Origin of the sequence: Acidovorax sp. SUPP3434, from assembly GCF_030159015.1 — a bacterium.
Taxonomy (GTDB): Bacteria; Pseudomonadota; Gammaproteobacteria; order Burkholderiales; family Burkholderiaceae_C; genus Paracidovorax.
Map to the genome: position 1 here is coordinate 453964 of NZ_BQXL01000002.1, position 22261 is coordinate 476224.

Annotated in this window: 22 protein-coding genes; 11 read left to right on the forward strand and 11 right to left on the reverse strand. The window is 67.0% G+C overall.

Annotated elements, in window-relative coordinates:
* Positions 1 to 67 precede the first annotated feature (67 nt).
* Both pncB and AVKW3434_RS05790 read right to left on the reverse strand, forming a co-directional pair.
* On the reverse strand, positions 68 to 1258 hold the full coding sequence (gene pncB / locus AVKW3434_RS05785; protein WP_284405096.1) for a nicotinate phosphoribosyltransferase: 1191 nt from the start codon (positions 1256 to 1258) through the stop codon (positions 68 to 70).
* Between the two features lie 46 nt (positions 1259 to 1304).
* Positions 1305 to 2180 carry a cysteine hydrolase family protein gene (locus AVKW3434_RS05790; protein WP_284405097.1) on the reverse strand — a complete coding sequence of 292 codons (876 nt, stop codon included), beginning with the start codon at positions 2178 to 2180 and terminating at the stop codon, positions 1305 to 1307.
* 179 nt (positions 2181 to 2359) lie between these two features.
* Between AVKW3434_RS05790 and AVKW3434_RS05795 the strand changes: the two genes are divergently transcribed.
* Entirely contained in the window at positions 2360 to 3040 is a 681-nt protein-coding gene (locus tag AVKW3434_RS05795) for an NUDIX hydrolase (protein ID WP_284405098.1), read from the forward strand.
* Positions 3041 to 3091: 51 nt separating this feature from the next.
* Here AVKW3434_RS05795 and AVKW3434_RS05800 read toward each other — a convergent pair whose 3' ends face one another.
* The 3 genes from AVKW3434_RS05800 to metK form a co-directional block, all read right to left on the reverse strand.
* The gene (locus tag AVKW3434_RS05800; RefSeq protein ID WP_272567531.1) at positions 3092 to 3538 is read right to left on the reverse strand and encodes a hemerythrin domain-containing protein; all 447 of its coding nucleotides are present in this window, start codon (positions 3536 to 3538) and stop codon (positions 3092 to 3094) included.
* A 12-nt stretch (positions 3539 to 3550) separates the two neighbouring features.
* A complete protein-coding gene (locus AVKW3434_RS05805) occupies positions 3551 to 3736 on the reverse strand; it encodes a DUF1328 family protein (protein ID WP_272567532.1) in 186 nt (61 codons plus the stop codon).
* 326 nt (positions 3737 to 4062) lie between these two features.
* The gene (gene metK / locus AVKW3434_RS05810) at positions 4063 to 5244 is read right to left on the reverse strand and encodes a methionine adenosyltransferase (RefSeq protein ID WP_272567533.1); all 1182 of its coding nucleotides are present in this window, start codon (positions 5242 to 5244) and stop codon (positions 4063 to 4065) included.
* A 131-nt stretch (positions 5245 to 5375) separates the two neighbouring features.
* Here metK and AVKW3434_RS05815 point away from each other — a divergent pair, with 131 nt between their 5' ends.
* On the forward strand, positions 5376 to 6227 hold the full coding sequence (locus tag AVKW3434_RS05815) for a lysophospholipid acyltransferase family protein (RefSeq protein ID WP_284405099.1): 852 nt from the start codon (positions 5376 to 5378) through the stop codon (positions 6225 to 6227).
* Complete coding sequence (locus tag AVKW3434_RS05820; protein ID WP_284405100.1) at positions 6224 to 7096, forward strand: lysophospholipid acyltransferase family protein; 873 nt, start codon at positions 6224 to 6226, stop codon at positions 7094 to 7096. Before AVKW3434_RS05815 ends, AVKW3434_RS05820 begins: the two co-directional genes overlap by 4 nt.
* 53 nt (positions 7097 to 7149) lie before the next feature.
* Here AVKW3434_RS05820 and AVKW3434_RS05825 read toward each other — a convergent pair whose 3' ends face one another.
* Together AVKW3434_RS05825 and yihA are read right to left on the reverse strand one after the other, a co-directional pair.
* Positions 7150 to 8073, reverse strand: a complete 924-nt coding sequence (locus tag AVKW3434_RS05825; RefSeq protein ID WP_284405101.1) for an alpha/beta fold hydrolase — start codon at positions 8071 to 8073, stop codon at positions 7150 to 7152.
* Positions 8074 to 8123: 50 nt separating this feature from the next.
* The gene (yihA, locus tag AVKW3434_RS05830; RefSeq protein WP_284405102.1) at positions 8124 to 8864 is read right to left on the reverse strand and encodes a ribosome biogenesis GTP-binding protein YihA/YsxC; all 741 of its coding nucleotides are present in this window, start codon (positions 8862 to 8864) and stop codon (positions 8124 to 8126) included.
* An 84-nt stretch (positions 8865 to 8948) separates the two neighbouring features.
* Between yihA and AVKW3434_RS05835 the strand changes: the two genes are divergently transcribed.
* From AVKW3434_RS05835 to msrQ, 5 genes are all read left to right on the forward strand, one after another.
* The gene (locus AVKW3434_RS05835) at positions 8949 to 9596 is read left to right on the forward strand and encodes a c-type cytochrome (protein WP_272567540.1); all 648 of its coding nucleotides are present in this window, start codon (positions 8949 to 8951) and stop codon (positions 9594 to 9596) included.
* Between the two features lie 117 nt (positions 9597 to 9713).
* Positions 9714 to 11888: a cytochrome c biogenesis protein ResB gene (locus AVKW3434_RS05840; protein ID WP_284405103.1), complete on the forward strand. Its 2175-nt coding sequence runs from the start codon at positions 9714 to 9716 to the stop codon at positions 11886 to 11888.
* Entirely contained in the window at positions 11885 to 13255 is a 1371-nt protein-coding gene (ccsB, locus tag AVKW3434_RS05845) for a c-type cytochrome biogenesis protein CcsB (RefSeq protein ID WP_272567542.1), read from the forward strand. Before AVKW3434_RS05840 ends, ccsB begins: the two co-directional genes overlap by 4 nt.
* Positions 13256 to 13326: 71 nt before the next feature.
* The gene (gene msrP / locus AVKW3434_RS05850; protein ID WP_272567544.1) at positions 13327 to 14322 is read left to right on the forward strand and encodes a protein-methionine-sulfoxide reductase catalytic subunit MsrP; all 996 of its coding nucleotides are present in this window, start codon (positions 13327 to 13329) and stop codon (positions 14320 to 14322) included.
* A 50-nt stretch (positions 14323 to 14372) separates the two neighbouring features.
* Positions 14373 to 14993 (forward strand): protein-methionine-sulfoxide reductase heme-binding subunit MsrQ, encoded by a 621-nt coding sequence (gene msrQ, locus AVKW3434_RS05855; protein ID WP_284405104.1) that lies wholly within the window; start codon positions 14373 to 14375, stop codon positions 14991 to 14993.
* 57 nt (positions 14994 to 15050) lie between these two features.
* On the opposite strand, the gene AVKW3434_RS05860 is transcribed toward msrQ, so the two are convergent.
* The 3 genes from AVKW3434_RS05860 to lptM all read right to left on the reverse strand — a co-directional run bounded on the left by AVKW3434_RS05860 (position 15051) and on the right by lptM (position 17477).
* Complete coding sequence (locus tag AVKW3434_RS05860) at positions 15051 to 15893, reverse strand: oxygen-binding di-iron domain-containing protein (RefSeq protein ID WP_272567546.1); 843 nt, start codon at positions 15891 to 15893, stop codon at positions 15051 to 15053.
* 79 nt (positions 15894 to 15972) lie between these two features.
* Complete coding sequence (gene lysA / locus AVKW3434_RS05865) at positions 15973 to 17256, reverse strand: diaminopimelate decarboxylase (RefSeq protein WP_284405105.1); 1284 nt, start codon at positions 17254 to 17256, stop codon at positions 15973 to 15975.
* Positions 17253 to 17477 carry an LPS translocon maturation chaperone LptM gene (gene lptM, locus AVKW3434_RS05870; RefSeq protein ID WP_272567549.1) on the reverse strand — a complete coding sequence of 75 codons (225 nt, stop codon included), beginning with the start codon at positions 17475 to 17477 and terminating at the stop codon, positions 17253 to 17255. The genes lysA and lptM overlap by 4 nt, the downstream gene beginning before the upstream one ends.
* Before the next feature lie 12 nt (positions 17478 to 17489).
* On the opposite strand from lptM, the gene cyaY reads away from it, so the two are divergent.
* The gene (gene cyaY / locus AVKW3434_RS05875) at positions 17490 to 17819 is read left to right on the forward strand and encodes an iron donor protein CyaY (protein WP_272567550.1); all 330 of its coding nucleotides are present in this window, start codon (positions 17490 to 17492) and stop codon (positions 17817 to 17819) included.
* A gap of 88 nt (positions 17820 to 17907) precedes the next feature.
* On the opposite strand, the gene AVKW3434_RS05880 is transcribed toward cyaY, so the two are convergent.
* Positions 17908 to 20295: a penicillin-binding protein 1A gene (locus tag AVKW3434_RS05880; RefSeq protein ID WP_284405106.1), complete on the reverse strand. Its 2388-nt coding sequence runs from the start codon at positions 20293 to 20295 to the stop codon at positions 17908 to 17910.
* A 261-nt stretch (positions 20296 to 20556) separates the two neighbouring features.
* On the opposite strand from AVKW3434_RS05880, the gene AVKW3434_RS05885 reads away from it, so the two are divergent.
* Together AVKW3434_RS05885 and AVKW3434_RS05890 are read left to right on the forward strand one after the other, a co-directional pair.
* Positions 20557 to 21636: a pilus assembly protein PilM gene (locus AVKW3434_RS05885; protein WP_272567553.1), complete on the forward strand. Its 1080-nt coding sequence runs from the start codon at positions 20557 to 20559 to the stop codon at positions 21634 to 21636.
* Positions 21633 to 22259, forward strand: coding sequence for a PilN domain-containing protein (locus AVKW3434_RS05890; protein ID WP_284396661.1), 627 nt, complete (start codon positions 21633 to 21635; stop codon positions 22257 to 22259). Before AVKW3434_RS05885 ends, AVKW3434_RS05890 begins: the two co-directional genes overlap by 4 nt.
* Positions 22260 to 22261: the final 2 nt, after the last annotated feature.

Sequence of the window (22261 nt, forward strand, 5' to 3'; positions counted from 1 at the left end):
TTCCTTTCTGTCTTTCTTCTTCAAGCGGCGATGGTTCGGTGGCGGGGCGGCAGCGTGCCGCGGCGCCTCATGGCGGTGGCACGTTGAACACCTGCCGCAGGTAGGCCAGGTAGGTCTCGTCGTCGCACAGCGTCTTGCCGGGGCTGTCCGAGAGCTTGGCCACCGGCTGGCCGTTGGCGTGGGTGATCTTCATCACGATGTTGAGCGGGGCCACGCCCATGTCGTTGGTCAGTTGCGTGCCGATGCCGAAGCCCAGTTGCACCCGGTCGCTGAAATGGCGGTGCAGCGACAGCGCCTTGTCCACGTTCAGCCCGTCCGAGAACACGAGCCGCTTGGTGTGCGCGTCGATGCGCAGGCGGGCGTAGTGCGCCAGCGCCTTCTCGCCCCAGGCCACCGGGTCGCCCGAATCGTGGCGCAGGCCGTCGAACAGCTTGGCGAAGTACAGGTCGAAGTCGGCCAGGAAGGCGTCCATGCCCACCGTGTCGGTCAGCGCGATCCCGAGGTCGCCCCGGTACTCCTGCACCCAGTCCTCCAGCGCCGCTTTTTGAAAGTCGCGCAGCCGCACGCCCAGGGCCTGGTAGGTCTGCAAATACTCGTGCGCCATGGTGCCGATGGGCACCAGGTTCAGGTCGCGCGCCAGCATCACGTTAGAGGTGCCCTTGAACCACTGCGGCGCCTGCTGTGCGAAGGCTTGCACCACCTCGCGCTGCCACCCGCCGCTGTAGCGCCGGCGCAGCCCGAAGTCGAACATCTCGAACGGGTGCGTGCGCTCGGGCTCGCCCGAGAGTGCCTGCACGTGCGCGATCTTGTCCGCCAGCCGGCGGCGCCCCTCGGCCAGCGCCGCGGCCGGATCGAAGCGGCGGAAATACAGCTCGTTCACGATCGCCAGCACGAAGATCTCGAACCCCATCACATGCACCTGCGGGCCGCGCGCCACGATGTGCAGTTCGCCGCCCTCGGCCCGTGCCTCGATGAACGCGCGCTGGAACTGGAACAGGCGCAGGAAGTCCACGAAGTCGCTTTTGATGAAGCGCAGGCCGGCCAGGTAATCCAGCTCGCCCCGGGAAAACCGCAGCGTGCACAGCGCGTCCAGCGCCGCGTTCACTTCGCCGAGCAGCTCGGCCAGCGGATAGGCCGGCCGGTTGCGGCAGACGAAGCGGTATTCGGCCTGCGTCTGCGGGTGGCCGTGCAGCAGCGCCTGCCACATCGTGAATTTGTAGAGGTCGGTATCGAGCAGGCTGGTGATGACGGGTTGCATGGCGTTTGCTATTGTTTTAGGAGTGGATACCAGGATGGAATATGCGCTAGAGGCCGATTTCATCGCTGCGCGCCAGTTGCGCCCCCTGGCCCCGCAGCGCGTCCAGAAAGTCCTGCTGCTGCGCACCGAAGCCGGCCACGGGCGCCATGCAGTCGGTCAGCAGCACGATGCGGTCCGCCCGCCAGCCCGGCTGCAGCCGGGGCAGGTGCTGCACGATGTGCTCGGTGGTGGCGCGCACGCAGTGGCTGCCGGCCTCGCCCGCAATGACGAGGCGGTCCGCCGTCCCCAGCGCGTGGAGCAGCCGGGTGTTGAGCAACGTGGCGGGGTCGTCGGCATCGGGCACCTCGGCCTCGATGGCGCTGTAGTGCTCGGTCCAGGGGTTGGTGCCCTTGAACACGGGGTGCACCGCGCGCTGGCGCTGTGCCTGCCACGCACCGCAGGCGGCCAGCACGTCGGCATGCACGCCGTGACCCCAGCTGCCGATCTCACAGTGCACGGGCCACACCATCAGCGTGTAGCGCCCTTGAGACTCCAGCGCGTCCAGGTAGGCCAGCACGCGGGGCAGGGCCGCGGCATCGCGCGGGGCAAACGCGCCGGCGCGCACCTGCGCCGCGGTGATGGTCGTGAACGGGGCGACCTCGCCGCCATCGCCCTGGCGCCAGAACGGGGGATGCGCCACGTCGTAGCGCTGGTGCGAGTCGAGCGTGACGGTGATCGCCTCCAGCGCCGGGCCATGGCGCCGGATGAAGGCGGCCAGGCGCTGCATGTCGGCATGGGCGCCGGGCACGGGCAAGGCGGGGGCGATGGGCTGGCCGGTGAGCGGGTGCGCCGGCTGCCAATCGGTGGGCAGGTCGCAGAAATCGTTCTGGGGGTCGATCACCAGCAACTGGGTCGTCATGGAGCGGTTCATGGATCGGGTCATGGTGCAAGGTCCTCGGTGCGATGGGTGCAGTCTATTCCTGTTAGTTTTATTTTGCAACTAAGTAGATCGCAAGGCATTGTCACGAAATGAAAAGCCGGCTGAAGTGGCTTGATGGGTGGCATCGGCATTCCGGGAGTGGTAGGCTCGTTCGTCCAATCCTGTACATAACCACCCCCTCGATGTCCTCCGCCGCTTCGCCCGCCGTCATCTGCACCGTGGATACCGTGCTGCTCACGCTGCAGGGCGGCGCCCTCCACGCACTGCTCGTGCGCCGCGACAAGGCCCCCTATGCCGGCGCGTGGGCTTTGCCAGGGGGCTACATCCATGCGCAGGACGATGCCGATGCCCAGGCCAGCGCCGCGCGCGTGCTGCGCGAGAAGGCCGGCCTGCAAAGCCCTTATCTGGAGCAGCTCGCCACGTTCTCGGGCCTGGCGCGCGATCCGCGGGGCTGGTCGCTGGCGGTGGCCTATTGCGCGCTGGTGCCTGGCGAGGCGCTCCAGGGCATCCCGCCCCGGCAGGGCGTGAAGCTGGTGCCGGCCGATGCCTTGCCGCCCCTGCCGTTCGACCACCGCGCCATGGTGGATGCGGCGCTGGCGCGCGTGCGCAGCAAGAGCCTGTATTCCTCGTTGCCCGTGCATCTGTGCGGCGACGCCTTCACCCTGCCGCAGCTGCAGGCGGTGTACGAGGCGGTGCTGGGCGAGCCGCTCAACAAGGTGAGCTTTCGCCGCAAGATGGACGAGCTGGACATGCTCGAACCCGTGCCCGGCCTGGTGCAGGGCGGCGCCCACCGGCCCGCGCAGATGTACCGCCTGCGCCCCGCGTTCCGAAAGGCCCTGGCGCTGTCGTCCCGCGCGCTCTGAACAGAAAAAAGCCCCTTGCGGGGCTTGGGGGGCAACGGAGCAAGACGCATCTCAGGCGGCGACCGCCTTGGCTTCGTCGTAGGTTTGCAGGTACTGCTGCGCCAGTTCGGTCTTCTGCTTTTCGGTCAGCAGCTTGCCGGCCATCTGGAAGAAACGGTGTTCCTCTTCCTCCAGATGGTGGCGCACCTTCTCGCCCAGCTTTTTGGCCACTGCCAGCCACGCGGAACTGCCGGGGTCGGCGGCTTCCAAATCTTCGACCAGTTCGTCGAGGGCATGGTGCTCCGCGATGGCGTGGCGCGACAGGTCGATGCCGGCATCGTGCTCCATGAGCGGTCGGTAGAAGTGGCGGTCTTCCGCCAGTTCATGGGCCGCCAGTTCGCGCTTGAGCTCGATGAACCGCTCGTGCCGCTCCGGGGTGTCGCCGCTGGTGGCCTCCACCTGGCGGACCATGTCGCGCTGCCGCTCGTGGCTTTCGCGCAGGGCTTCGAAGATGTTCATGCGCGGTGCCCCTTACTTGAGGGCCTTGCGCGCCGCGCCGATGCCCAGCACGGCCAGCACGACGAACACCACGGCGATCACCAGGAAGATGAAGAACAGGATCTTCGCGATGCCGGCAGCGCCCGCGGCGACCCCGGTGAACCCCAGCGCGCCGGCGATGAGGGAAATGATGGCGAAAACGATGGCGTACTTCAGCATGGCAGAACTCCTAGAAAAGTCAGTGCATGCACTGGATGGTGGATGCAAGGACGATAAGTGCCATGGAAGCGCCCCACCCGTCGGCCGGGGCGGGGCATGGGCGTAGGAGGGGGCCGATGCGGTGGGCGCCTGCCGTTCGCGCGGCGGCATTGCCCGCCGGCAGGGCGCCGCCCTGGCGCCCTCAGGGGCTCAGCGCCCGGCGGCCGACCGCAGTGCCGCGGCCTTGTCGGTCTTTTGGCTCCGGCCGGCCCGGTGGGCCTTCGCATCGCTGTGCGATACGAGCCTTTGCCGAAGCCCGGCCCAACCACGCTGGTCGCGTGGCGGGCTTACAGCCCGGCAGCGGCACGCAGTGCCGCTGCTTTGTCCGTCTTCTCCCAGGTGAACTCGGGCTCTTCGCGGCCGAAGTGGCCGTAGGCGGCGGTCTTTTCGTAGATGGGGCGCAGCAGGTCGAGCATCTGGATGATGCCCTTGGGGCGCAGGTCGAAGTGCTCCTGCACCAGCTTGGCGATCTGGTCGTCCGGGATCACGCCCGTGCCTTCGGTGTACACCGTCACGTTCATGGGGCGGGCCACGCCGATGGCGTAGGCCACCTGGATCTGGCACTGGCGCGCCAGGCCTGCGGCGACGATGTTCTTGGCCACGTAGCGCGCGGCGTAGGCGGCCGAGCGGTCCACCTTCGTCGGGTCCTTGCCGCTGAACGCGCCGCCGCCGTGGGGGCAGGCACCACCGTAGGTGTCCACGATGATCTTGCGGCCGGTCAGGCCGCAATCGCCCTGCGGGCCGCCGATGACGAATCGGCCGGTGGGGTTGATCAGGTACTTGGTGTCCTGAAGCCACTCGCTGGGCAGCACGGGCTTGATGATTTCCTCGATGATGGCTTCGGTGAAGCTGGCCTTCATCTTGGTGGACGTTTCGCTCTGGTCGGGGTGGTGCTGGGTAGAGAGCACCACGGTGTCGATGCTGTGGGGCTTGCCGTCCACGTAGCGCATCGTGACCTGGCTCTTGGCGTCGGGCCGCAGGAAGGGCAGGCGCCCGTCCTTGCGCAACTGGGCCTGGCGCTCGACCAGGCGGTGGGCGTAGTAGATGGGCGCGGGCATCAGCTCGGGCGTCTCGTCGCAGGCGTAGCCGAACATCAGGCCCTGGTCGCCGGCGCCGGTGTTCAGGTGGTCGTCGCTCGCCTGGTCCACGCCCTGGGCGATGTCGTTGCTCTGCTTGTCGTAGGCCACCAGCACCGCACAGCCCTTGTAGTCGATGCCGTAGTCGGTGTTGTCGTAGCCGATGCGCTTGATGGTGTCGCGCGCGATCTGGATGTAGTCCACGTGCGCGTTGGTGGTGATCTCGCCCGCCAGCACCACGAGCCCGGTGTTGGTGAGGGTCTCGGCCGCCACGCGGCTGCGGGGGTCCTGCTTGAAGATCGCGTCGAGAATCGCGTCGGAAATCTGGTCGGCGACCTTGTCGGGGTGGCCTTCCGAGACGGATTCGGAGGTGAAAAGGAAATCGTTCGCCATTTGAATAAACTCCTGTGTTCCGGCATTTTGGGCGTTGCCCTCAGCCTTGGGAGCTTTGGCGAACGCTTTAGCAGATTTGTTTTACGTCGCCCTGCAAGTTGCTCATTTAACTCAGCGACCGCGCCATTTTAATGCCAACCCTTTTCCGTTTCCTTTCCCGGCTTCCGCTCTGGCTCGCCCATGCCCTCGGCGCGGCCGCGGGCTGGCTGGTTTTCTGCCTCTCGCCCACCTACCGGCGGCGCTTTCGCGAGAACGCGGCGCGGGCCGGCTATTCGTTCGGCCAGGTGCGTGCGGCCGTGGGCCACGCCGGCCGCATGGCGGCCGAACTGCCCCGCCTGTGGCTGCGCGAGCAGACCCCGTGCCGCATCGAGAACGCCGCCGCGGTCGAGCGGGCCTGGGAAGCGGGCAAGGGCATCGTCTTTCTCACGCCGCACCTGGGCTGCTTCGAGCTGTCGGTACAGGCCGCGGCCCAGCGCTGGGCCGCCGAGCGCGGACCCATCACCATCCTGTACCGCCCCGCGCGCCAGCCCTGGCTGGCCAGCGTGATGGCCACCGCGCGCAACCGCCCCGGCATCCGCGCGGTGCCCACGGCGCTGACGGGCGTGCGCCAGATGATCAAGGCGCTGCGCCGCGGCGAGGCCGTGGGCCTGCTGCCCGACCAGGTCCCGCCGCAAGGCCAGGGCGTGTGGTCGCCGTTCTTCGGCCGCGAGGCCTACACCATGACCCTGGCCGCGCGGCTGGCACAGCAGACGGGCGCGGCCGTGGTGCTGGCGCGCTGCGAGCGGCTGGGCGCCGGCCGCGGCTATGTCTTGCATTTCGAGGAGTTGTCCGTGCCCCTGTCCGAAGACCTTGACGCGGCCGTGCTGCAGATCAACCAGGCGATGGAGCGCACCATCCGCCAGAGCCCCGACCAGTACCTGTGGGGCTATGCCCGCTACAAGCAGCCGCGGGCCGAAGCGCACGCCGCAGGGGCCGCGGCATGACGGGCCGCATGAACGTGTGGCTGATGGGCGTGCTGGCCCGCCTGCCGCTGCCGGTGCTGCGCGGCCTGGGCTGGGCGATCGGCCAGGTGCTGTATCGGCTGGCCGCGCCGCGCCGCAAGGTGGCGCTGCGCAATCTGGAGCTGTGCTTTCCCGATGCGTCCCCCGCCCAGCGGCGCGCCTGGGCCCGCGAGACCTTCGTGCGCTTTTGCCAGACCTGGCTGGACCGCAGCTGGCTGTGGATGGCGCCGCGCGCGGTGGTCGAAAAGCGGCTCACCATCCACGGGGCGCTGCACGAGCTGGACGGCGATGCGCCCACGATCATCTTCGCGCCGCATTTCCTCGGCATGGATGCGGCGGGCACGGCGCTCACCCTGCAGACCGACCGGGCCTTCACCTCGATCTTCACGCCGCACCCGGACCCGGCCGTGGACGCCTGGCTGTTCGCGGGCCGCCAGCGCTTCGGCAACGTGCGTATGCTCAACCGGGGCGACGGCGTCAAGCCCATCCTGAGTGGGCTGCGCAAGGGCGGGCTGCTGTATTTGCTGCCGGACATGGACTTCGGCCCGAGCGAGTCGGTTTTCGTGCCTTTCTACGGCGTGCGCGCGGCGACGATCCCCTCGCTGTCGCGCTTCGCCCGCCTGGGTCGCGCCAAGGTCGTGCCGCTGGTGGGCCGCCTGACCCCCACCGGCTACAGCGCCGAGATGATGCCGGCGTGGGAGAACTTCCCTACCGAGGATGCCGAAGCCGACACGGCCCGCATGAACCGCGAACTGCAGCAGTGGATCGACACCATGCCGGGCCAGTACTACTGGGTGCACAAGCGCTTCAAGTCGCGCCCGGACGGCGAGCCTTCGGTGTACCAAAAATAAAAGCAATTTCTAGCCGAATCGGTGCCATGCCGGCGTTTTGATTTCCTGTAATGCTATTGATTCTGTAGCGTTTGGGGCGTCAGGCTTTCGGTGATGGCCTGGATCACCGCCGCCGGCTGCTCGTGCACGATCCAGTGCGAGGCGCCCGGCACCTCGGTGCGGGTGAGCGAAGGCACCCATTGCGCGAGCCCCTGCAGCAGCCCGGGCAGCAGGGCCGGGTCGTCCAGGCCCCAGACCACGCGGGTGGGCACGTTCACGGTGAGCATCGAATCCGGCAGGGTGAGCGCGCCGGCGGCGGGATCGCCCTCGCGCGGCGGGCGCAGCGGGCTGGCGCGGTAGTAGTTGCACGGGCCCGTCAGGCCGGCGCCCCAGGTGGCGCGGTACTGGTCGCGCACCTCGGGGGTGAGCCATGCGGGCGCCGTGCCGTCGGCCCGGTCGAAAAAGCCGAACAGGCGCCGGAAGTCGTCGGCCGCGAGTAGCGCCTCGGCGTCCGGCCGGCAGAGAAAGTGCATGTACTGGCTGGCCGCCTGCTGGGCCGGGTTGCTCTGCAGCTCGCGCAGGAACGTGCCCGGATGCGGCGAATTGACGATCACCAGCCGCTGCATCAACTCAGGCCGCTGGTTGGCCAGGTTCCAGGCCACTGCGCCGCCCCAGTCGTGCGCGATCAGCGCGGCCAGGGGCTGCGAGTCGCCGCATTCGGCCGCGATCAGGGCCGTGATGTCCTGCACCAGGTGCTTGGCGCGGTAGGCGGCCACGTCCGGCGGGGCGCTCGACGGCGCGAAGCCGCGCAGCCAGGGCGCCACGCAGCGGTACCTGCCGTGGGCCGGGTCGGCGAAGTGCTCCAGCAGCGCATCCCAGATGAAGGCGCCTTCGGGAAACCCGTGCAGGAACAGCAGCACCGGGCGGCCGCGCTCACCCGCGGTGCGGCAGTGCAGGGTGGTGCCGTGGGGCAGGGCGTGCGCAAGGGTGTCGATCATGGTGCTCTGCTTTGGATCGCAGCCCGCGCATGACCTGTCTGCGCGGGCGCCTAGTTGTCTTCCGAATCCTCGTCCAGGGGTGTCTCTTCGGTGCCGTCCTGCGCCTCGGGCGACGGGCCGGCCACCGGGTGGGACCACTGCCACAGCAGTTGCGCCACCTCGTCCACCCCTTGCTTCTTGAGGGCCGAGAACATCTTGACCTCGCCGCCGCCGGCCTGCAGTCGCGTGATGGACAGCACCTTGGCCTGCTCGGCGCGGGTGAGCTTGTCGGCCTTGGTGAGCAGCACTAGGAATTTCAGGCCCGACTCGACGCGCGGGCGCACGGCCTCCAGCAGCGCTTCGTCCAGCTCGGTCAGGCCCAGGCGCGGGTCGCACAGCAGCACGATGCCGGTCAGGCTCTGGCGGGTGACCAGGTAGCTCAGCATCACCTGCTGCCAGCGGATCTTGTCCGAGCGCGACACGGCGGCGTAGCCGTAGCCGGGCAGGTCGGCCAGCACGGCGTCGGTCACGCCCTGCTTGCCCAGCGAGAACAGATTGATGTGCTGCGTGCGCCCGGGCTTCTTGGAGGCGAAGGCCAGCTGCTTTTGCTGCGTGAGCGTGTTGATGCAGGTGGACTTGCCGGCATTGGAGCGGCCGACGAAGGCGATCTCGGGCACCTCGATGGGGGGCAGGTGGTGCAGTTGCGCCGCCGTCGTCAGGAACCGCGTGGTGTGCATCCACCCCATGGCGACTTTGGCGTCTGGTGCGGGCGGGAGGGAGCCAGCAACTGGCGCATGTGATGTAGTCGTCATAACGGGGGTTACCAAGGATAGAGGGCCAGGGGGTCGCATTGTAGAATCGCGCCGTTTTGCGCCCATAACACAAGAACCCTCGATATGAAGAAATTGCTTGCTCCCATGCTGATGGCTGCCGTGCTGGCAGTTGCTGCTTTCCCGGCTTTTTCTCAGGCGGCCGCCCCCGCTGCCGCGGCGCAAAAACCCGCCAAGCCGGACCTGGCCAAGGGAGAGGCCACCTTCACGGCCGTGTGCGTGGCCTGCCACGCGGCCGATGGCAACTCCGCCATCGCCATCAACCCCAAGCTGGCCCAGCAGCACCCCGAATACCTCGTCAAGCAGTTGCAGGAGTTCAAGTCCGGCAAGCGCAACAACCCCGTCATGAAGGGCTTCGCCTCGGCCCTGTCCGATGACGACATGCGCAACATCGCCTGGTGGGTGGCGTCCAAGCAGGCCAAGCCCGGCTTCGCCAAGGACAAGGAACTCGTCGCCCTAGGCGAGCGCATCTACCGCGGCGGCATCGCCGACCGCAACATCGCCGCCTGCGCCGGCTGCCACAGCCCCAACGGCGCGGGCATTCCGGTGCAGTACCCCCGCCTGTCGGGCCAGCACGCCGACTACACCGCCGCGCAGCTCGTCGCCTTCCGCGACGGCGTGCGCAGCAACAGCCTGCAGATGACGCAGGTCGCCGCCAAGCTCAACGACCGCGAGATCAAGGCCGTCGCCGACTACATCGCTGGCCTGCGTTGACCTGGGTCAATCCCCCGGGCCGGCCACCGTGCCGCGCCCCTGAACCAACCGCCGATAATCACACCCAAGACGGGCGGGTCCATCTGAACGGATGGCCCGCCCTTTTGTCTTTCGTCCATGTCTGAAACCACCCACGGCATCCGCATCCACACCCGCTCGCAGGCCATGCGCGCGGCGGTGGAACTGCTGTCGTCCATGCGCTTCGCGATCTCGCTGCTGACGGTGATCTGCATCGCCTCGGTGATCGGCACGGTGCTCAAGCAGCACGAGCCCGCCGCCAACTACGTGAACCAGTTCGGGCCGTTCTGGGCCGAGCTGTTCATGGCGCTCAAGCTCAACGCGGTATACAGCGCCTGGTGGTTCCTGCTGATCCTGGCGTTCCTGGTGGCGAGCACCTCGCTGTGCATCGCGCGCAACGGCCCGCGCTACCTGGCCGACGTGCGAAATTACAAGGAAAACGTGCGCGAGCAAAGCCTGGAGGCCTTCGGTCTGCGGGCCAAAGGGCCGCTGCCCGGCGAAACCCCCGAGGCCGCGGCGCGCCGCATCGGCGACATGCTGGCCGGCGGCGGCTGGAAGGTGCGGCTGCAGCAGCGCACCACGCCGGCCGGGCCCGGAACGGGCTGGATGGTGGCGGCCAAGGCGGGTGCGGCCAACAAGATCGGCTACATCGCGGCGCACAGCGCCATCGTGCTGGTGTGCGTGGGCGGCCTGCTGGACGGCGACCTGGTCGTGCGCGCGCAGATGTGGCTGGGCGGCAAGACGCCGTACAACGGCGGCGGATTGATCTCCGAGGTCCGGCCCGAGCACCGCCTGTCCGAGCGCAACCCGACCTTCCGCGGCAACCTGCTGGTGGCCGAGGGCACGCAGTCGAGCACCGCCATCCTGAACCAGTCCGACGGCGTGCTGCTGCAGGAGCTGCCCTTCGCCATCGAGCTCAAGAAGTTCATCGTCGAGCACTACTCCACTGGCATGCCCAAGCTCTTCGCGAGCGAGATCGTCATCCACGACAAGGCCACCGGAGAGGCCACGCCCGCGCGCGTGGAGGTCAACCACCCGGCGAGCTACCGCGGCATCGAGATTTACCAGTCGAGCTTCGACGACGGCGGCTCGCGCCTGCAGCTGCGCGCGGTGCCGCTCGCGCCCGGCATAGCGCCCTTCGACGTGGAGGGCGTGGTGGGCAGCTCCACGCCGCTCACCGCCAGCGCCGCGGGCCAGCCGTTCACGCTGGAGTTCACCGCGCTGCGCACCATCAACGTCGAGAACTTCACCGACACCGGCGCCGTCACCTCCGGCGCGGACGTGCGCAAGGTGGACCTGCGCCAGGCCATCGAGGCGCGCCTGGGCGCGGGCAACAAGACGGTGACCCGCAAGGAGCTGCGCAACATCGGCCCCAGTGTGAGCTACAAGCTGCGCGACGCGGCGGGCCAGGCGCGCGAGTTCCACAACTACATGCTGCCGCTGGACGCGGGCGACGGGCAGCCCGCCTTCCTGCTCGGCGTGCGCGACACGCCTTCCGAGCCGTTTCGCTTCCTGCGCATTCCGGTGGACGACCAGGGCAGCATGCAGGGCTTCGTGCGCATGCGCGTGGCGCTGGCCGATCCGGCGCTGCGCGAGCAGGCGGTGCGCCGGTACGTGGCCAAGGCGGTGGACCCCGCGCGCCCCGAGCTGGCCGAGCAGCTGGCGCAGTCGACCGTGCGCGCCCTGTCGCTCTTTGCCGGGGCGGACGCCGGCGCGGCAGGTGCCACCACGGGCAAGGGTGGCACGCCGGGCCGCGGCGGGTTGCAGGCGATCTCGGACTTCATGGAGGCCAACGTGCCGCCGGCCGAACGCGAGCGCGCGGGCGAGGTGCTGATCCGCATCCTGAACGGCGCGCTGTTCGAGCTGGCCCAGCTGACGCGCGAGCGTGCGGGCCTGAAACCCCTGGCGCAGAGCGATGCCACCCAGGCGTTCATGACGCAGGCGGTGCTGTCGCTCAGCGACGCGCAGGCCTACCCAGTGCCCCTGGCGTTCGAACTCAAGGACTTCACCCAGGTGCAGGCCAGCGTCTTCCAGGTGGCGCGCGCGCCGGGCAAGAACATCGTGTACCTTGGCTGCGCGCTGCTGATCATCGGCGTGTTTTCGATGCTGTACGTGCGCGAACGGCGCCTGTGGGTGTGGCTGGTGCCCAAGGACGGGGGCGCCCAGGCCACCATGGCGCTGTCGAGCAACCGCAAGACGCTGGACGGCGACCGCGAGTTCGCCCGGCTCACCGACAAACTCATCGGGGCGCGGCCCCACGGAGACACCGCATGAACACCGCCGCCACGGACGCTGCCCGCGATCGCACGAATCGCGCCGACCGCACCATCACCCTGAACGAAGGGTTCCTGGCCCGGCGCAATGCCTTCGACTGGGTCTTCGCAGCGCTGGTCGCGGCGGGCGGGTTGTTCGCGCTGCAGCGCTACGGCGCGTTCATGGATGTTTACGAAAAAGGCATCCTGCTCGGCGCCATTCCCTGCACCGTGTGGCTGGGCTGGTTCTGGCGGCCGCTGAGGGTGCTGATGGTGGTGGTGGCCGCCTTCGCGCTGGCGGCCATCGGCCTGTACCAGCAGGACGGCGCCGGCAGCCTGGCGCGCGCCGACACGGTGTTCGGCCTCAAGTATTTCCTGTCCAGCCAGTCCGCCATCCTGTGGATGAGCATGCTGTTCTTCATGAGCACGGCGTTCTACTGGATCGGCATGTTCTCCCGCGGCGAGGGCCGCACCCTGTCGCTGCTGGGCTCGCGCCTGGCGTGGGTGGGCATCGGCATGGCGCTCATCGGCACGCTGGTGCGCTGGTACGAGAGCTACCTCATTGGCGCCGACGTGGGCCACATCCCGGTCAGCAACCTGTACGAGGTGTTCGTGCTGTTTTGCTGGATGACGGCGGCCTTCTACCTCTATTACGAAGCGCAGTACGAGACCCGCGCACTGGGCGGCTTCGTCATGCTGGTGGTCAGCGCCGCCGTGGGCTTTCTGCTCTGGTACACCGTGGTGCGCGAGGCGCACGAGATCCAGCCCCTGGTGCCGGCCCTGAAGAGCTGGTGGATGAAGCTGCACGTGCCCGCCAACTTCATCGGCTACGGCACCTTCGCGCTGTCGGCCATGGTGGCGTTCGCCTACCTCATCAAGCAGCAGGCCGGCGAGACGCGCTGGTACAAGCTCGCGCCCCTGTGGCTGCTGGGCGTGGTGCTGTGCTTCGAGCCCATCGTGTTCCGCCAGGGCGCCACCGAGAACGGCGGCGGCTACTGGATGGTGTATTTCGGCGTGTCGGCGTTCATCGTGGCGGGCATCCTGCTGGGCCGCCGGCGCATCGCGGCCCGGCTGCCGTCCTTCGAGGTGCTGGACGATGTCATGTACAAGGCCATCGCCGTGGGCTTCGCCTTCTTCACCATCGCCACGGTGCTGGGCGCGCTCTGGGCGGCCGAGGCCTGGGGCGGCTACTGGAGCTGGGACCCCAAGGAGACCTGGGCGCTGATCGTGTGGCTCAACTACGCGGCCTGGCTGCACATGCGCCTGATGAAGGGCCTGCGCGGCACCGTGTCCGCCTGGTGGGCGCTGGTGGGGCTGGGCGTGACCACTTTCGCCTTCCTGGGCGTGAACATGTGGCTGTCGGGGCTGCACAGCTACGGAACGTTGTAGCCCACAATGAATCCTTTCGGGGCCGGTGCGCGTATAACCGGCATCGTCCCCCCGAACCACAAGGATTCCCCATGCCGATTCCCCGCAGAGACAACGGCTTCATCCACGCCGCCAGCAGCGAAATCACTCCCCGCGCCGTCTACGAAGGTCGGCGAGACCTCATCAAGCTCATGGCCGGCGGCGCTGCCGGGGCGGCCCTGGCCACCTGGGCCGCGCGCGATGCCGGCGCCCAGGCCGCGCGCCCGGGCAAGCTGGCGGCGCTGGCCGGCGGCAAATCGGCGGTGGCGGGCGCCAACACCATGGAAAAGGTGACCGACTACAAGGACGCCAGCACCTACAACAACTACTACGAGTTCGGCGTGGACAAGGCCGACCCGGCCCGCAACGCCCACACCCTGAAGACCACGCCCTGGACGGTCGAGGTGGAGGGGCTGGTCAACAAGCCGGGCAAGTTCGGCATCGAGGACCTCATCAAGCTCAGCGCCCAGGAAGAGCGCATCTACCGCCTGCGCTGCGTCGAGGGCTGGTCCATGGTGATTCCGTGGGTAGGCTATTCGCTGGCCGAACTGCTCAAGCGCGTGGAGCCGCAGGGCAGCGCCAAGTACGTGGAGTTCGTCACGCTGGCCGACAAGAAGACCATGCCCTTCGTTGGCTCCGCCGTGCTCGACTGGCCCTACACCGAGGGTCTGCGCATGGACGAGGCCATGCACCCGCTCACGCTGCTCACCTTCGGCATGTACGGCGAAGTGCTGCCCAACCAGAACGGCGCGCCGGTGCGGCTGGTGGTGCCCTGGAAGTACGGCTTCAAGAGTGCCAAGAGCATCGTCAAGATCCGCCTGACCGACAAGGAGCCGGGCACGGCCTGGAACAAGGCCGCCAAGCAGGAATACGGCTTTTATTCCAACGTGAACCCGAACGTGGACCACCCGCGCTGGAGCCAGGCCACCGAGCGGCGCATCGGCGAGGACGGCCTGTTCGCCAAGAAGCGCAAGACGCTGATGTTCAACGGCTACGAGGCCCAGGTGGCCTCGCTGTACGCCGGCATGGACCTGAAGAAGTTCTACTGACCCGTTCCGCGTCCGACATCCCGCCTCCAGCGCCTTCGAGGGCTGCCGCCATGAAAAAACTGCTGATGCATCCCGCCGCCAAGCCGGTGGTGTTCGCCCTGTGCCTGCTGCCGCTAGCGTGGCTGGTGTTCGGCGCCGCCACCGACCGGCTCGGCCCCAACCCGGCCGAGACGCTCATCCGGTCCAGTGGCGACTGGACGCTGCGGGCCCTGTGCCTGGCGCTGGCGGTCACGCCGCTGCGCGTCATCACGGGCACGCCGGCCCTGGCGCGCTTTCGGCGCATGCTGGGGCTGTTCGTGTATTTCTATGCGGTGTTGCACCTCATGGCCTACGCCTGGCTGGACATGGGCTTCGACTGGCCGGAGATCGTGTACGACATCGGCAAGCGGCCTTTCATCCTGGTGGGCACGCTGGCCATCGTGCTGCTCACGCTGCTGGCGGCCACGTCGTTCAATCGCGCCATCCGCTGGCTGGGCGCCAAGCGCTGGCAGGCGCTGCATCGGATCGTCTATGCGGTCGCGGGGCTGGCGCTGCTGCACTTTTTCTGGATGCGCGCGGGCAAGAACAACTTCGCCGAGGTGGCGGTGTACGCGGCCATCCTGGGCACGCTGCTGGGCTGGCGCGTGTGGAAGCGCTACGCCCGGCGCCCGGTGGCCGCCCGCACGGCATGATGCTATTGAAATAATAGCAATATGCCCTAGTGTTGATTGCGCTGGCGGCCCTTTTGGCTAGGATCGCCCCTGCACGGCGTGCAGCGCCGGCCGCACCTGCCGGGTGGCCGGGTCGATGAAGGCCGTGGGGAACTGGTAGGCCCGGTCGTCGAACAGGTCGATGCCGCACATCAGGTTCTCGATCCAGTCGAAGAAATCGCCGATGGCCTTCGGGCCCATGATCGGCGCGCCGTGCTGGGGCACCAGCATGGCGATGTCCATCTGCCGCACCATGCGCACCCACAGCCGCAGGATCTTGTTGGACACCATGTAGCGGCGGTGGAACCCTTCCATGCGCGGAATGTGCGGCGCCAGATCGGTCACGGGCTCGCGCGCCTCGGTGCCCGAGGTCATCGACACGCCCAGGTCCCCCGTGAAGAGGATGCGGCTGACCGGGTCGTAGAAGTGGAAGTTGCCCTCGGAGTGCATGAAGTGCGCTGGCAGCAGCACCAGCTCGTGCCGCCCCAGCGGCAGGTGGCCGCCGCCGTCTGGCACGCCGATCACCCGGTTCTCCGTCTTGCCGACCTTGGTGAAATGCGGCGCGAAGCGCTCCCACACGCGCGAGATCACCAGCGTGGCTTTGGTGCTGGTCATCCAGCGGTCGAGCGAGGCGATGATGTCCGGGTCGGCATGCGAGGCGATCAGGTACGACAGCTTGTGCGGCGGGAAATGCTTGGACATTCCCATGAACAGTTCGTTGAAGGCGAGGTTGCCGCCCGGGTCGATGATGGCGCCCGTGTCGCCGTCCACGATCAGGAATTGATTGGCCTGAACGGCCTGCCCGTCCTCCTCGATGAGGTCGGAGAACATCAGGCAGGCGTGGTGCTTGTCTCGGTACAGTTCCAGCGGTTCCAGGGCCATGGCATGCAGCATTCTTGAAAAATGCCAATGTAGGCCGCCCCCCGTGCCCAGGGCTTGATGCGAATCAAGCGTTGGCCAGTCAGCCCACCAGTTTCTCGTGGCGGAAGGTGTCGGCCGCCGATTCGCGCGCGCGGATCAGGTGGGCCTGCGTGCCATCCACCAGCACTTCGGCCGGGCGGGCGCGCGTGTTGTAGTTGCTGCCCATCGAACTGCAGTACGCGCCGGCCGACAGCACGGCCAGGTGGTCGCCCGGCTGCACCGCCAGCGTGCGGTCGCGGCCGATCCAGTCGCCGCTCTCGCACACCGGGCCCACTACGTCGTACACCCCGGCCGCTGCGCCGGCCGCGGCCGCCTGCACCGGCACGATGGCGTGGAACGCCTGGTACATCGCGGGGCGCGGCAGGTCGTTCATCGCCGCATCGACGATGCAGAAGTTCTTCTGCTCGCCGGGCTTCACGTACAGCACCTCGGTCACGCACACCCCGGCATTGCCCACCAGCGAGCGGCCGGGCTCGATCATGAAATGGCGGTCGCCGAAGCCGCGCGCATCCAGCTTGGCCAGCAGCTTGGCCCACAGCGCATCGGCGGCCGGTGGCGTGTCGCCGTTGTAATCGATGCCCAGGCCGCCGCCGAAGTCGATGTGGTGGATCGGAATGCCTGCGGCCTCGATCTCCTCGATCAGGTCGAGCAGTCGATCGGTCGCGTCGAGGTAGGGTGTCTCGTCGGTGATCTGCGAGCCGATGTGGAAGTCGATGCCGGCCACCGTCAGCCCCGGCAGCGACGCGGCGTGCTGGTAGGCCGCGACGATGCGCTCGTGTGCCACGCCGAACTTGTTGCCCTTGAGCCCGGTGGAAATGTAGGGATGCGTCTTCGGGTCCACGTTGGGATTGACGCGGATGCTGATCGGCGCCTTCGTGCCGAAGGCCACGGCCACTTCGCTCAGCACGGCCAGTTCGGACTCGCTCTCGACGTTGAAGCAGCCGATGCCGGCCTGCAGGGCCTGCCGCATCTCGGCCCGCGTCTTGCCGACGCCCGAGAAGATGATCTTGCGCGGATCGCCGCCGGCGGTCAGCACGCGTTCCAGCTCGCCACCGGACACGATGTCGAAACCGCAGCCCTGGCGCGCGAAAAGCTGCAGTACCGCCAGCGACGAGTTTGCCTTCATGGCGTAGCAGATCTGCACCTGGCGGCCGGCAAAGCCGCGCTGGTAGGCGGCCAGCGCGTCCAGCATGGACGCTTGCGAATAGACGTACAGCGGCGTGCCGTGCTGCCGCGCCAAGTCGGCCAGGGGGAGTTGTTCGATGAACAGTGCGTCGCCGCGGTAGGCGATGTGGGGATGGCCGGGCAGGGCAGGCAAGGTCATGGAGTCGGGGAGGAAGCGGAACGGGAGGGGGCGGTGGGGACGATCGGCGCCGGCGTGGGCGTGTCGCGCATCGGGTCCAGCGTCTGGGGCAGGGTGGCCCGCTGGCTGGCAGCGGGGTCGGTGGGCAGGTACAGCGGGCCGCGCTGGCCGCAGCCCGACAGGGCCGCCGCACTCGCAGCAAGGGCAAGCGTCCTGACTAGAATTTGCGATGCTCTCAACATCCGCCGATTCTAATGACTGACCTCGAATTCCTGGACCACGCGGAAAAGCTCCTGCTCGCTGTCGAGCAAGGCTGCGATCGCATCAACGACACCTCGGACGCCGACCTGGACGCGCAACGCTCCGGAGGCATGGTGACCATCGCGTTCCAGAACGGCAGCCAGATCGTCATCAACCTGCAAAAGCCGCTGCACGAAATCTGGCTGGCCGCGCAGTCCGGCGGCTACCACTACCGGTTCGACGGCCAGCGCTGGATGGACACCAAGGGGGCGGGCGAGTTCTTCGAAGCCCTGGACCGCAGCGCCAGCGAGCAGTCGGGACTGGCGCTGTCTTTCGCGCCCTGAGCGCCTTCGGCCTGTAACAAAAAAGCCCTTGCGCGATGGCCGCGCAAGGGCTTTTCTTTGAGGGGCCGCGTGGCGGCGGCACATGGGGTCAATTGCGGAACAGATCCAGGATCCGGTTGCGCTCCTCGGTCGGCGGGGGCGCCTGCGGCGGCGATCCTGGCACGGCGGCGGAGGCGTCTTCCATGCCCACGCTGGCGACACCCGCGTTGCGGGCGAACTCCTCATAGAACCATTCTCCGCCCACGTTCACCACGCCGGGCGGCACGGTGGGCTCGGCCACCGGGACGCCCTTGAGCGCGCGCTCCATGAAGCTGATCCAGATCGGCAGGCTCAGCCCGCCGCCGGTTTCGCGGCTGCCCAGGTTGCGGGGCGTGTCGTAGCCGATCCAGGTCACCGCGGCCACCGTGGGCTGGAAACCAGCGAACCAGGCATCGACGGCATCGTTGGTCGTGCCGGTCTTGCCGTACAGGTCGGGGCGCTTGAGCGTGGCCTGTGCACGCGCCGCCGTGCCGGAGCGGGTGACTTCCTGCAGCAGGCTGTCCATCACGAAGGCGTTGCGCGCATCGATTGCACGGGGGTTGTCGGAGGTGGCCGGCGGCTGGAAGTCCGACAGGATGCGGCCCTTGTGGTCGGTGACGCGGCTGATCAGGTAGGGGTTCACGCGGTAGCCGCCGTTGGCGAACACCGAATAGGCCGACACCATCTGCATGGGCGTGACCGACCCCGCGCCCAGCGCCATGGTCAGGTAGGGCGGGTGCTTTTCGGCGTCGAAGCCGAATTTGGATACCCATTCCTGGCCGTTCTTGGGGCCGACCGCCTGCAGGACGCGGATGGACACCACGTTCTTGGAGCGCGCCAGCGCAGTGCGCAGGGTCATCGGGCCGTCGTACTTGCCGTCGTAGTTCTTGGGTTCCCAGGGCTGGCCGCCCGTGACGCCGGCGCTGAAGAACAGCGGGGCATCGTTCACCACGGTGGCCGGCGTGAAGCCTTTTTCCAGCGCGGCCGAGTAGATGAACGGCTTGAAGCTCGACCCTGGCTGGCGCCATGCCTGCGTCACATGATTGAACTTGTTCTTGTCGAAATCGAAGCCGCCCACCAGGGCCTTGATGGCGCCGGTGCGCGGATCGACCGCCACCAGGGCGCCCTCGACTTCCGGCAGCTGGGTGATGTCCCAGGTCTTCTTGGGGGTCTGGATCACGCGGATCACGGCGCCGCGGCGAATCTTGACATTCGGCGGCGCCTTGTCGCTCAGGCCCGACTGGGCGGGCTTCAGGCCGTCGCCGGTGATCTCGATCGGCTCCCCGCTGGCGCGCGCTGCCACGATCTTCTTGGGCGTAGCCTCCAGCACCACCGCCGACATCACGTCGCCGTTGTCGGGATGCAGGGCGAGGGTATCGTCGATCACGTCCTCGGCTTCCTGGGCGTTGGTGGGCAAGGCCACGAACTTCTCGGGCCCGCGGTAGTGCTGGCGGCGTTCGTAATCCATGATGCCCTTGCGCAGGGCGACATAGGCCGCTTCCTGGTCACCGGCATTGAGGGTGGTGTAGACGTTCAGGCCGCGGGTATAGGCCTCGTTGCCGTACTGGGCGAAGATGAGCTGGCGGGCCATTTCGGCCACGTACTCGGCGTGGATGCGGGTGGAATCCGGGCCGGAGCGGATCTTCAGGTCCTCTTCCTTGGCGGCGGCGGCCTCCTGCGCGGTGATGAAGCCGTTCTCCTGCATGCGGTCGATGATGTACAGCTGGCGGATGCGGGCGCGCTTGGGGTTGCTGATGGGGTTGTAGGCCGAAGGGGCCTTGGGTAGCCCGGCCAACATGGCGGCCTCCGCGATGGAAATGCTCTGCAGCGGCTTGCCGAAATAAGCCTCCGAAGCCGCTGCAAAACCGTATGCCCTGTTTCCGAGATAAATCTGATTCATGTAGATCTCGAGAATCTGGTTCTTGGTCAGCAGGTGCTCCAATTTGAAGGTTAGTAATATTTCGTAAATTTTCCGGGTAAATGTTTTTTCGGACGACAAATAAACGTTCCGGGCCACCTGCATCGTGATCGTCGAGGCGCCCTGGCTCTTCACGCGGCCCAGGTTGGCCAGCGCTGCGCGCACCACGCCCTTGTAGTCCACGCCGCCGTGCTGGAAGAAGCGCGCGTCTTCGATCGCCAGCACCGCATTGGTCATGACCTTGGGGATGTCCTGGATGGGGGTGAGGTTGCGCCGTTCCTCGCCGAACTCCCCCAGCAATGCGCCTTCGACCGAGTACACCCGCATCGGCAGCTTGGGCCGATAGTCCGCCAAGTCCGAAATGTCCGGCAGATTGGGATAGGCCACCGCCAACGCGACGGCGATCGTGAGCGCCACGCCCACGGCGCCGGCTGCCGCCAGTCCCAGCAACCACGCTGCACTGCGGACGATCCAGCGCCACCATGCCGGCCGTTTCGGCGGATTCGGGTTGGGGGTCTTGTCGGTAGGTGATGACGGCATAGCGTTCCAGGAGAGAGCAACCGGCCATTATAAAAATATGGGCCTCGGCCGTCTGCCAAATCGCTCGCGAGAGTGGCGCACCTATACCACAGGCGCATGAATATCGGTATCGGAAGAGGCGGCAAATGAGCGTGTGCTTTTGACAACGTTCGCCCCGTAACAGCGCCGTAAAACTCTTGGCTGGCCTGCAACCTTACTGATAGCATTCATGTGAAGTGTTAAGTTTTGTTGCGTCAAATTGGCAAGTTACGGGGGCTAATCTTGATCTCTTTGGGGTCTTTGTTCAGTCGCCAGTCCGCGCCACTGCTGGGTATCGACATCAGTTCCTCGAGCGTCAAGCTGGTGGAGTTGGGGCGCGACAAGGCGGGAGGGCTGGTACTGGAGCGATGTGCGATCGAGCAGTTGGAGCGCGGTTGGATCACCGACGGCAACATCGAAAAATTCGATGAGGTCGCCGAGGCCCTGCGCCGGCTGGTCAAAAAGAGCGGCACCCGCACGAAAAACGTGGCATTGGCCTTGCCGCCATCGGCCGTCATCACCAAGCGCATCACCTTGCCCGGCGGCATGTCCGAGCAGGAGCTGGAAGTGCAGGTGGAATCCGAAGCCAACCAGTACATCCCGTTCTCGCTCGATGAAGTGAGCCTGGACTTCTGCGTGGTCGGCCCAAGCAAGAGCTCGCCCGGCGATGTCGATGTGCTAATCGCGGCGTCTCGCCGTGAAAAGGTGCAGGACCGCCAGGGCCTGGCCGAAGCGGCGGGCCTCAAGCCCGTGATCGTCGACATCGAATCGCATGCCTCCCGGCTGGCTGCGGGGCGTCTGATCGAAGCGCTGCCCAACCACGGCAACGATGCCTTGGTCGCGCTGTTCGAAGTCGGCGCCTTGACCACCAGCATGCAGGTGCTTCGCAACGACGAAGTGCTGTACGACCGCGACCAGGCCTTCGGCGGCGCGCAGCTGACGCAACTGATCGTGCGGCAATACGGGTTCTCGCTGGAAGAGGCCGAAGGCAAGAAGCGCAGCGGCGATCTGCCGGAAGACTATCAGTCGGCCGTGCTGCGTCCCTTCGTGGAAAGCATGGCACAGGAAATCGGCCGTGCCCTGCAGTTCTTCTTCACCAGCACGCCATACAACCGAGTCGATCACATCATGCTCGCGGGCGGCTCAGCGCCCCTGCCAGGCTTGACCGAGGCCGTGACCCAGCATTCAGGCTGCGCCTGCACTGCCATCAATCCGTTCGACGGCATGGAGATCGGAAGCGCCGTACGATTGAAGAAGATGGTTCGCGAGGCGCCTTCCTACCTCACGTCATGTGGTCTGGCCATGCGGAGGTTTCTGCAGTGATTCTCATCAACCTGCTTCCCCATCGCGAGGCGGCCCGAAAACGCCGCAAGGAATCGTTCCAGGCAACGATGTTCGCGTCCTTTCTGGTGGGGCTCGCCATTGCCGGCGGTATCTATTGGTGGTACCAGATGGTCATCACCGCCCAGCAGGACAAGAACACGTTCCTGCAAAGCGAGATCAAGGTTCTGGAAGGCCAGATCAAGGAAATCGCGACCATCGAAGAAGAAATCGCGGCCCTTCGCGCGCGCCAGAAGGCCGTGGAGGACCTGCAGTCGGATCGTAATCTGCCGGTGCACTTGCTCAATGAGTTGGTTCAACAGCTGCCAGATGGGGTTTACGTTACCAATCTCAAGCAAGTCGACCAGGTGATCACGATGCAGGGGATGGCGCAATCGAACGAGCGTGTGTCGGAGATGCTGCGCAATCTGGCGGACAACACACCGTGGTTCTCCAAGCCCGAATTGTTAGAGATCGTTGCGGCCAACATCGCGCTGAACCCGAGGGAACAGCGCCGCGTGGCCTCCTTCAACCTCCGGTTTCGGCTGATGCGCACGAGCGAGGCGCAAAAAGCCATTGGCGCTGCAAGTACCCCTGCCACTGCGCCCAAAGCGGTTGGAAAGTGATC

Bases quoted from the DNA above. Each gene is read 5' to 3' on its own strand.
- pncB (WP_284405096.1), bottom strand. From the start codon at position 1,258: ATGCAACCCGTCATCACCAGCCTGCTCGATACCGACCTCTACAAATTC.
- AVKW3434_RS05790 (WP_284405097.1), bottom strand. From the start codon at position 2,180: ATGACCCGATCCATGAACCGCTCCATGACGACCCAGTTGCTGGTGATC.
- AVKW3434_RS05795 (WP_284405098.1), top strand. From the start codon at position 2,360: ATGTCCTCCGCCGCTTCGCCCGCCGTCATCTGCACCGTGGATACCGTG.
- AVKW3434_RS05800 (WP_272567531.1), bottom strand. From the start codon at position 3,538: ATGAACATCTTCGAAGCCCTGCGCGAAAGCCACGAGCGGCAGCGCGAC.
- AVKW3434_RS05805 (WP_272567532.1), bottom strand. From the start codon at position 3,736: ATGCTGAAGTACGCCATCGTTTTCGCCATCATTTCCCTCATCGCCGGC.
- metK (WP_272567533.1), bottom strand. From the start codon at position 5,244: ATGGCGAACGATTTCCTTTTCACCTCCGAATCCGTCTCGGAAGGCCAC.
- AVKW3434_RS05815 (WP_284405099.1), top strand. From the start codon at position 5,376: ATGCCAACCCTTTTCCGTTTCCTTTCCCGGCTTCCGCTCTGGCTCGCC.
- AVKW3434_RS05820 (WP_284405100.1), top strand. From the start codon at position 6,224: ATGACGGGCCGCATGAACGTGTGGCTGATGGGCGTGCTGGCCCGCCTG.
- AVKW3434_RS05825 (WP_284405101.1), bottom strand. From the start codon at position 8,073: ATGATCGACACCCTTGCGCACGCCCTGCCCCACGGCACCACCCTGCAC.
- yihA (WP_284405102.1), bottom strand. From the start codon at position 8,864: ATGACGACTACATCACATGCGCCAGTTGCTGGCTCCCTCCCGCCCGCA.
- AVKW3434_RS05835 (WP_272567540.1), top strand. From the start codon at position 8,949: ATGAAGAAATTGCTTGCTCCCATGCTGATGGCTGCCGTGCTGGCAGTT.
- AVKW3434_RS05840 (WP_284405103.1), top strand. From the start codon at position 9,714: ATGTCTGAAACCACCCACGGCATCCGCATCCACACCCGCTCGCAGGCC.
- ccsB (WP_272567542.1), top strand. From the start codon at position 11,885: ATGAACACCGCCGCCACGGACGCTGCCCGCGATCGCACGAATCGCGCC.
- msrP (WP_272567544.1), top strand. From the start codon at position 13,327: ATGCCGATTCCCCGCAGAGACAACGGCTTCATCCACGCCGCCAGCAGC.
- msrQ (WP_284405104.1), top strand. From the start codon at position 14,373: ATGAAAAAACTGCTGATGCATCCCGCCGCCAAGCCGGTGGTGTTCGCC.
- AVKW3434_RS05860 (WP_272567546.1), bottom strand. From the start codon at position 15,893: ATGGCCCTGGAACCGCTGGAACTGTACCGAGACAAGCACCACGCCTGC.
- lysA (WP_284405105.1), bottom strand. From the start codon at position 17,256: ATGACCTTGCCTGCCCTGCCCGGCCATCCCCACATCGCCTACCGCGGC.
- lptM (WP_272567549.1), bottom strand. From the start codon at position 17,477: ATGTTGAGAGCATCGCAAATTCTAGTCAGGACGCTTGCCCTTGCTGCG.
- cyaY (WP_272567550.1), top strand. From the start codon at position 17,490: ATGACTGACCTCGAATTCCTGGACCACGCGGAAAAGCTCCTGCTCGCT.
- AVKW3434_RS05880 (WP_284405106.1), bottom strand. From the start codon at position 20,295: ATGCCGTCATCACCTACCGACAAGACCCCCAACCCGAATCCGCCGAAA.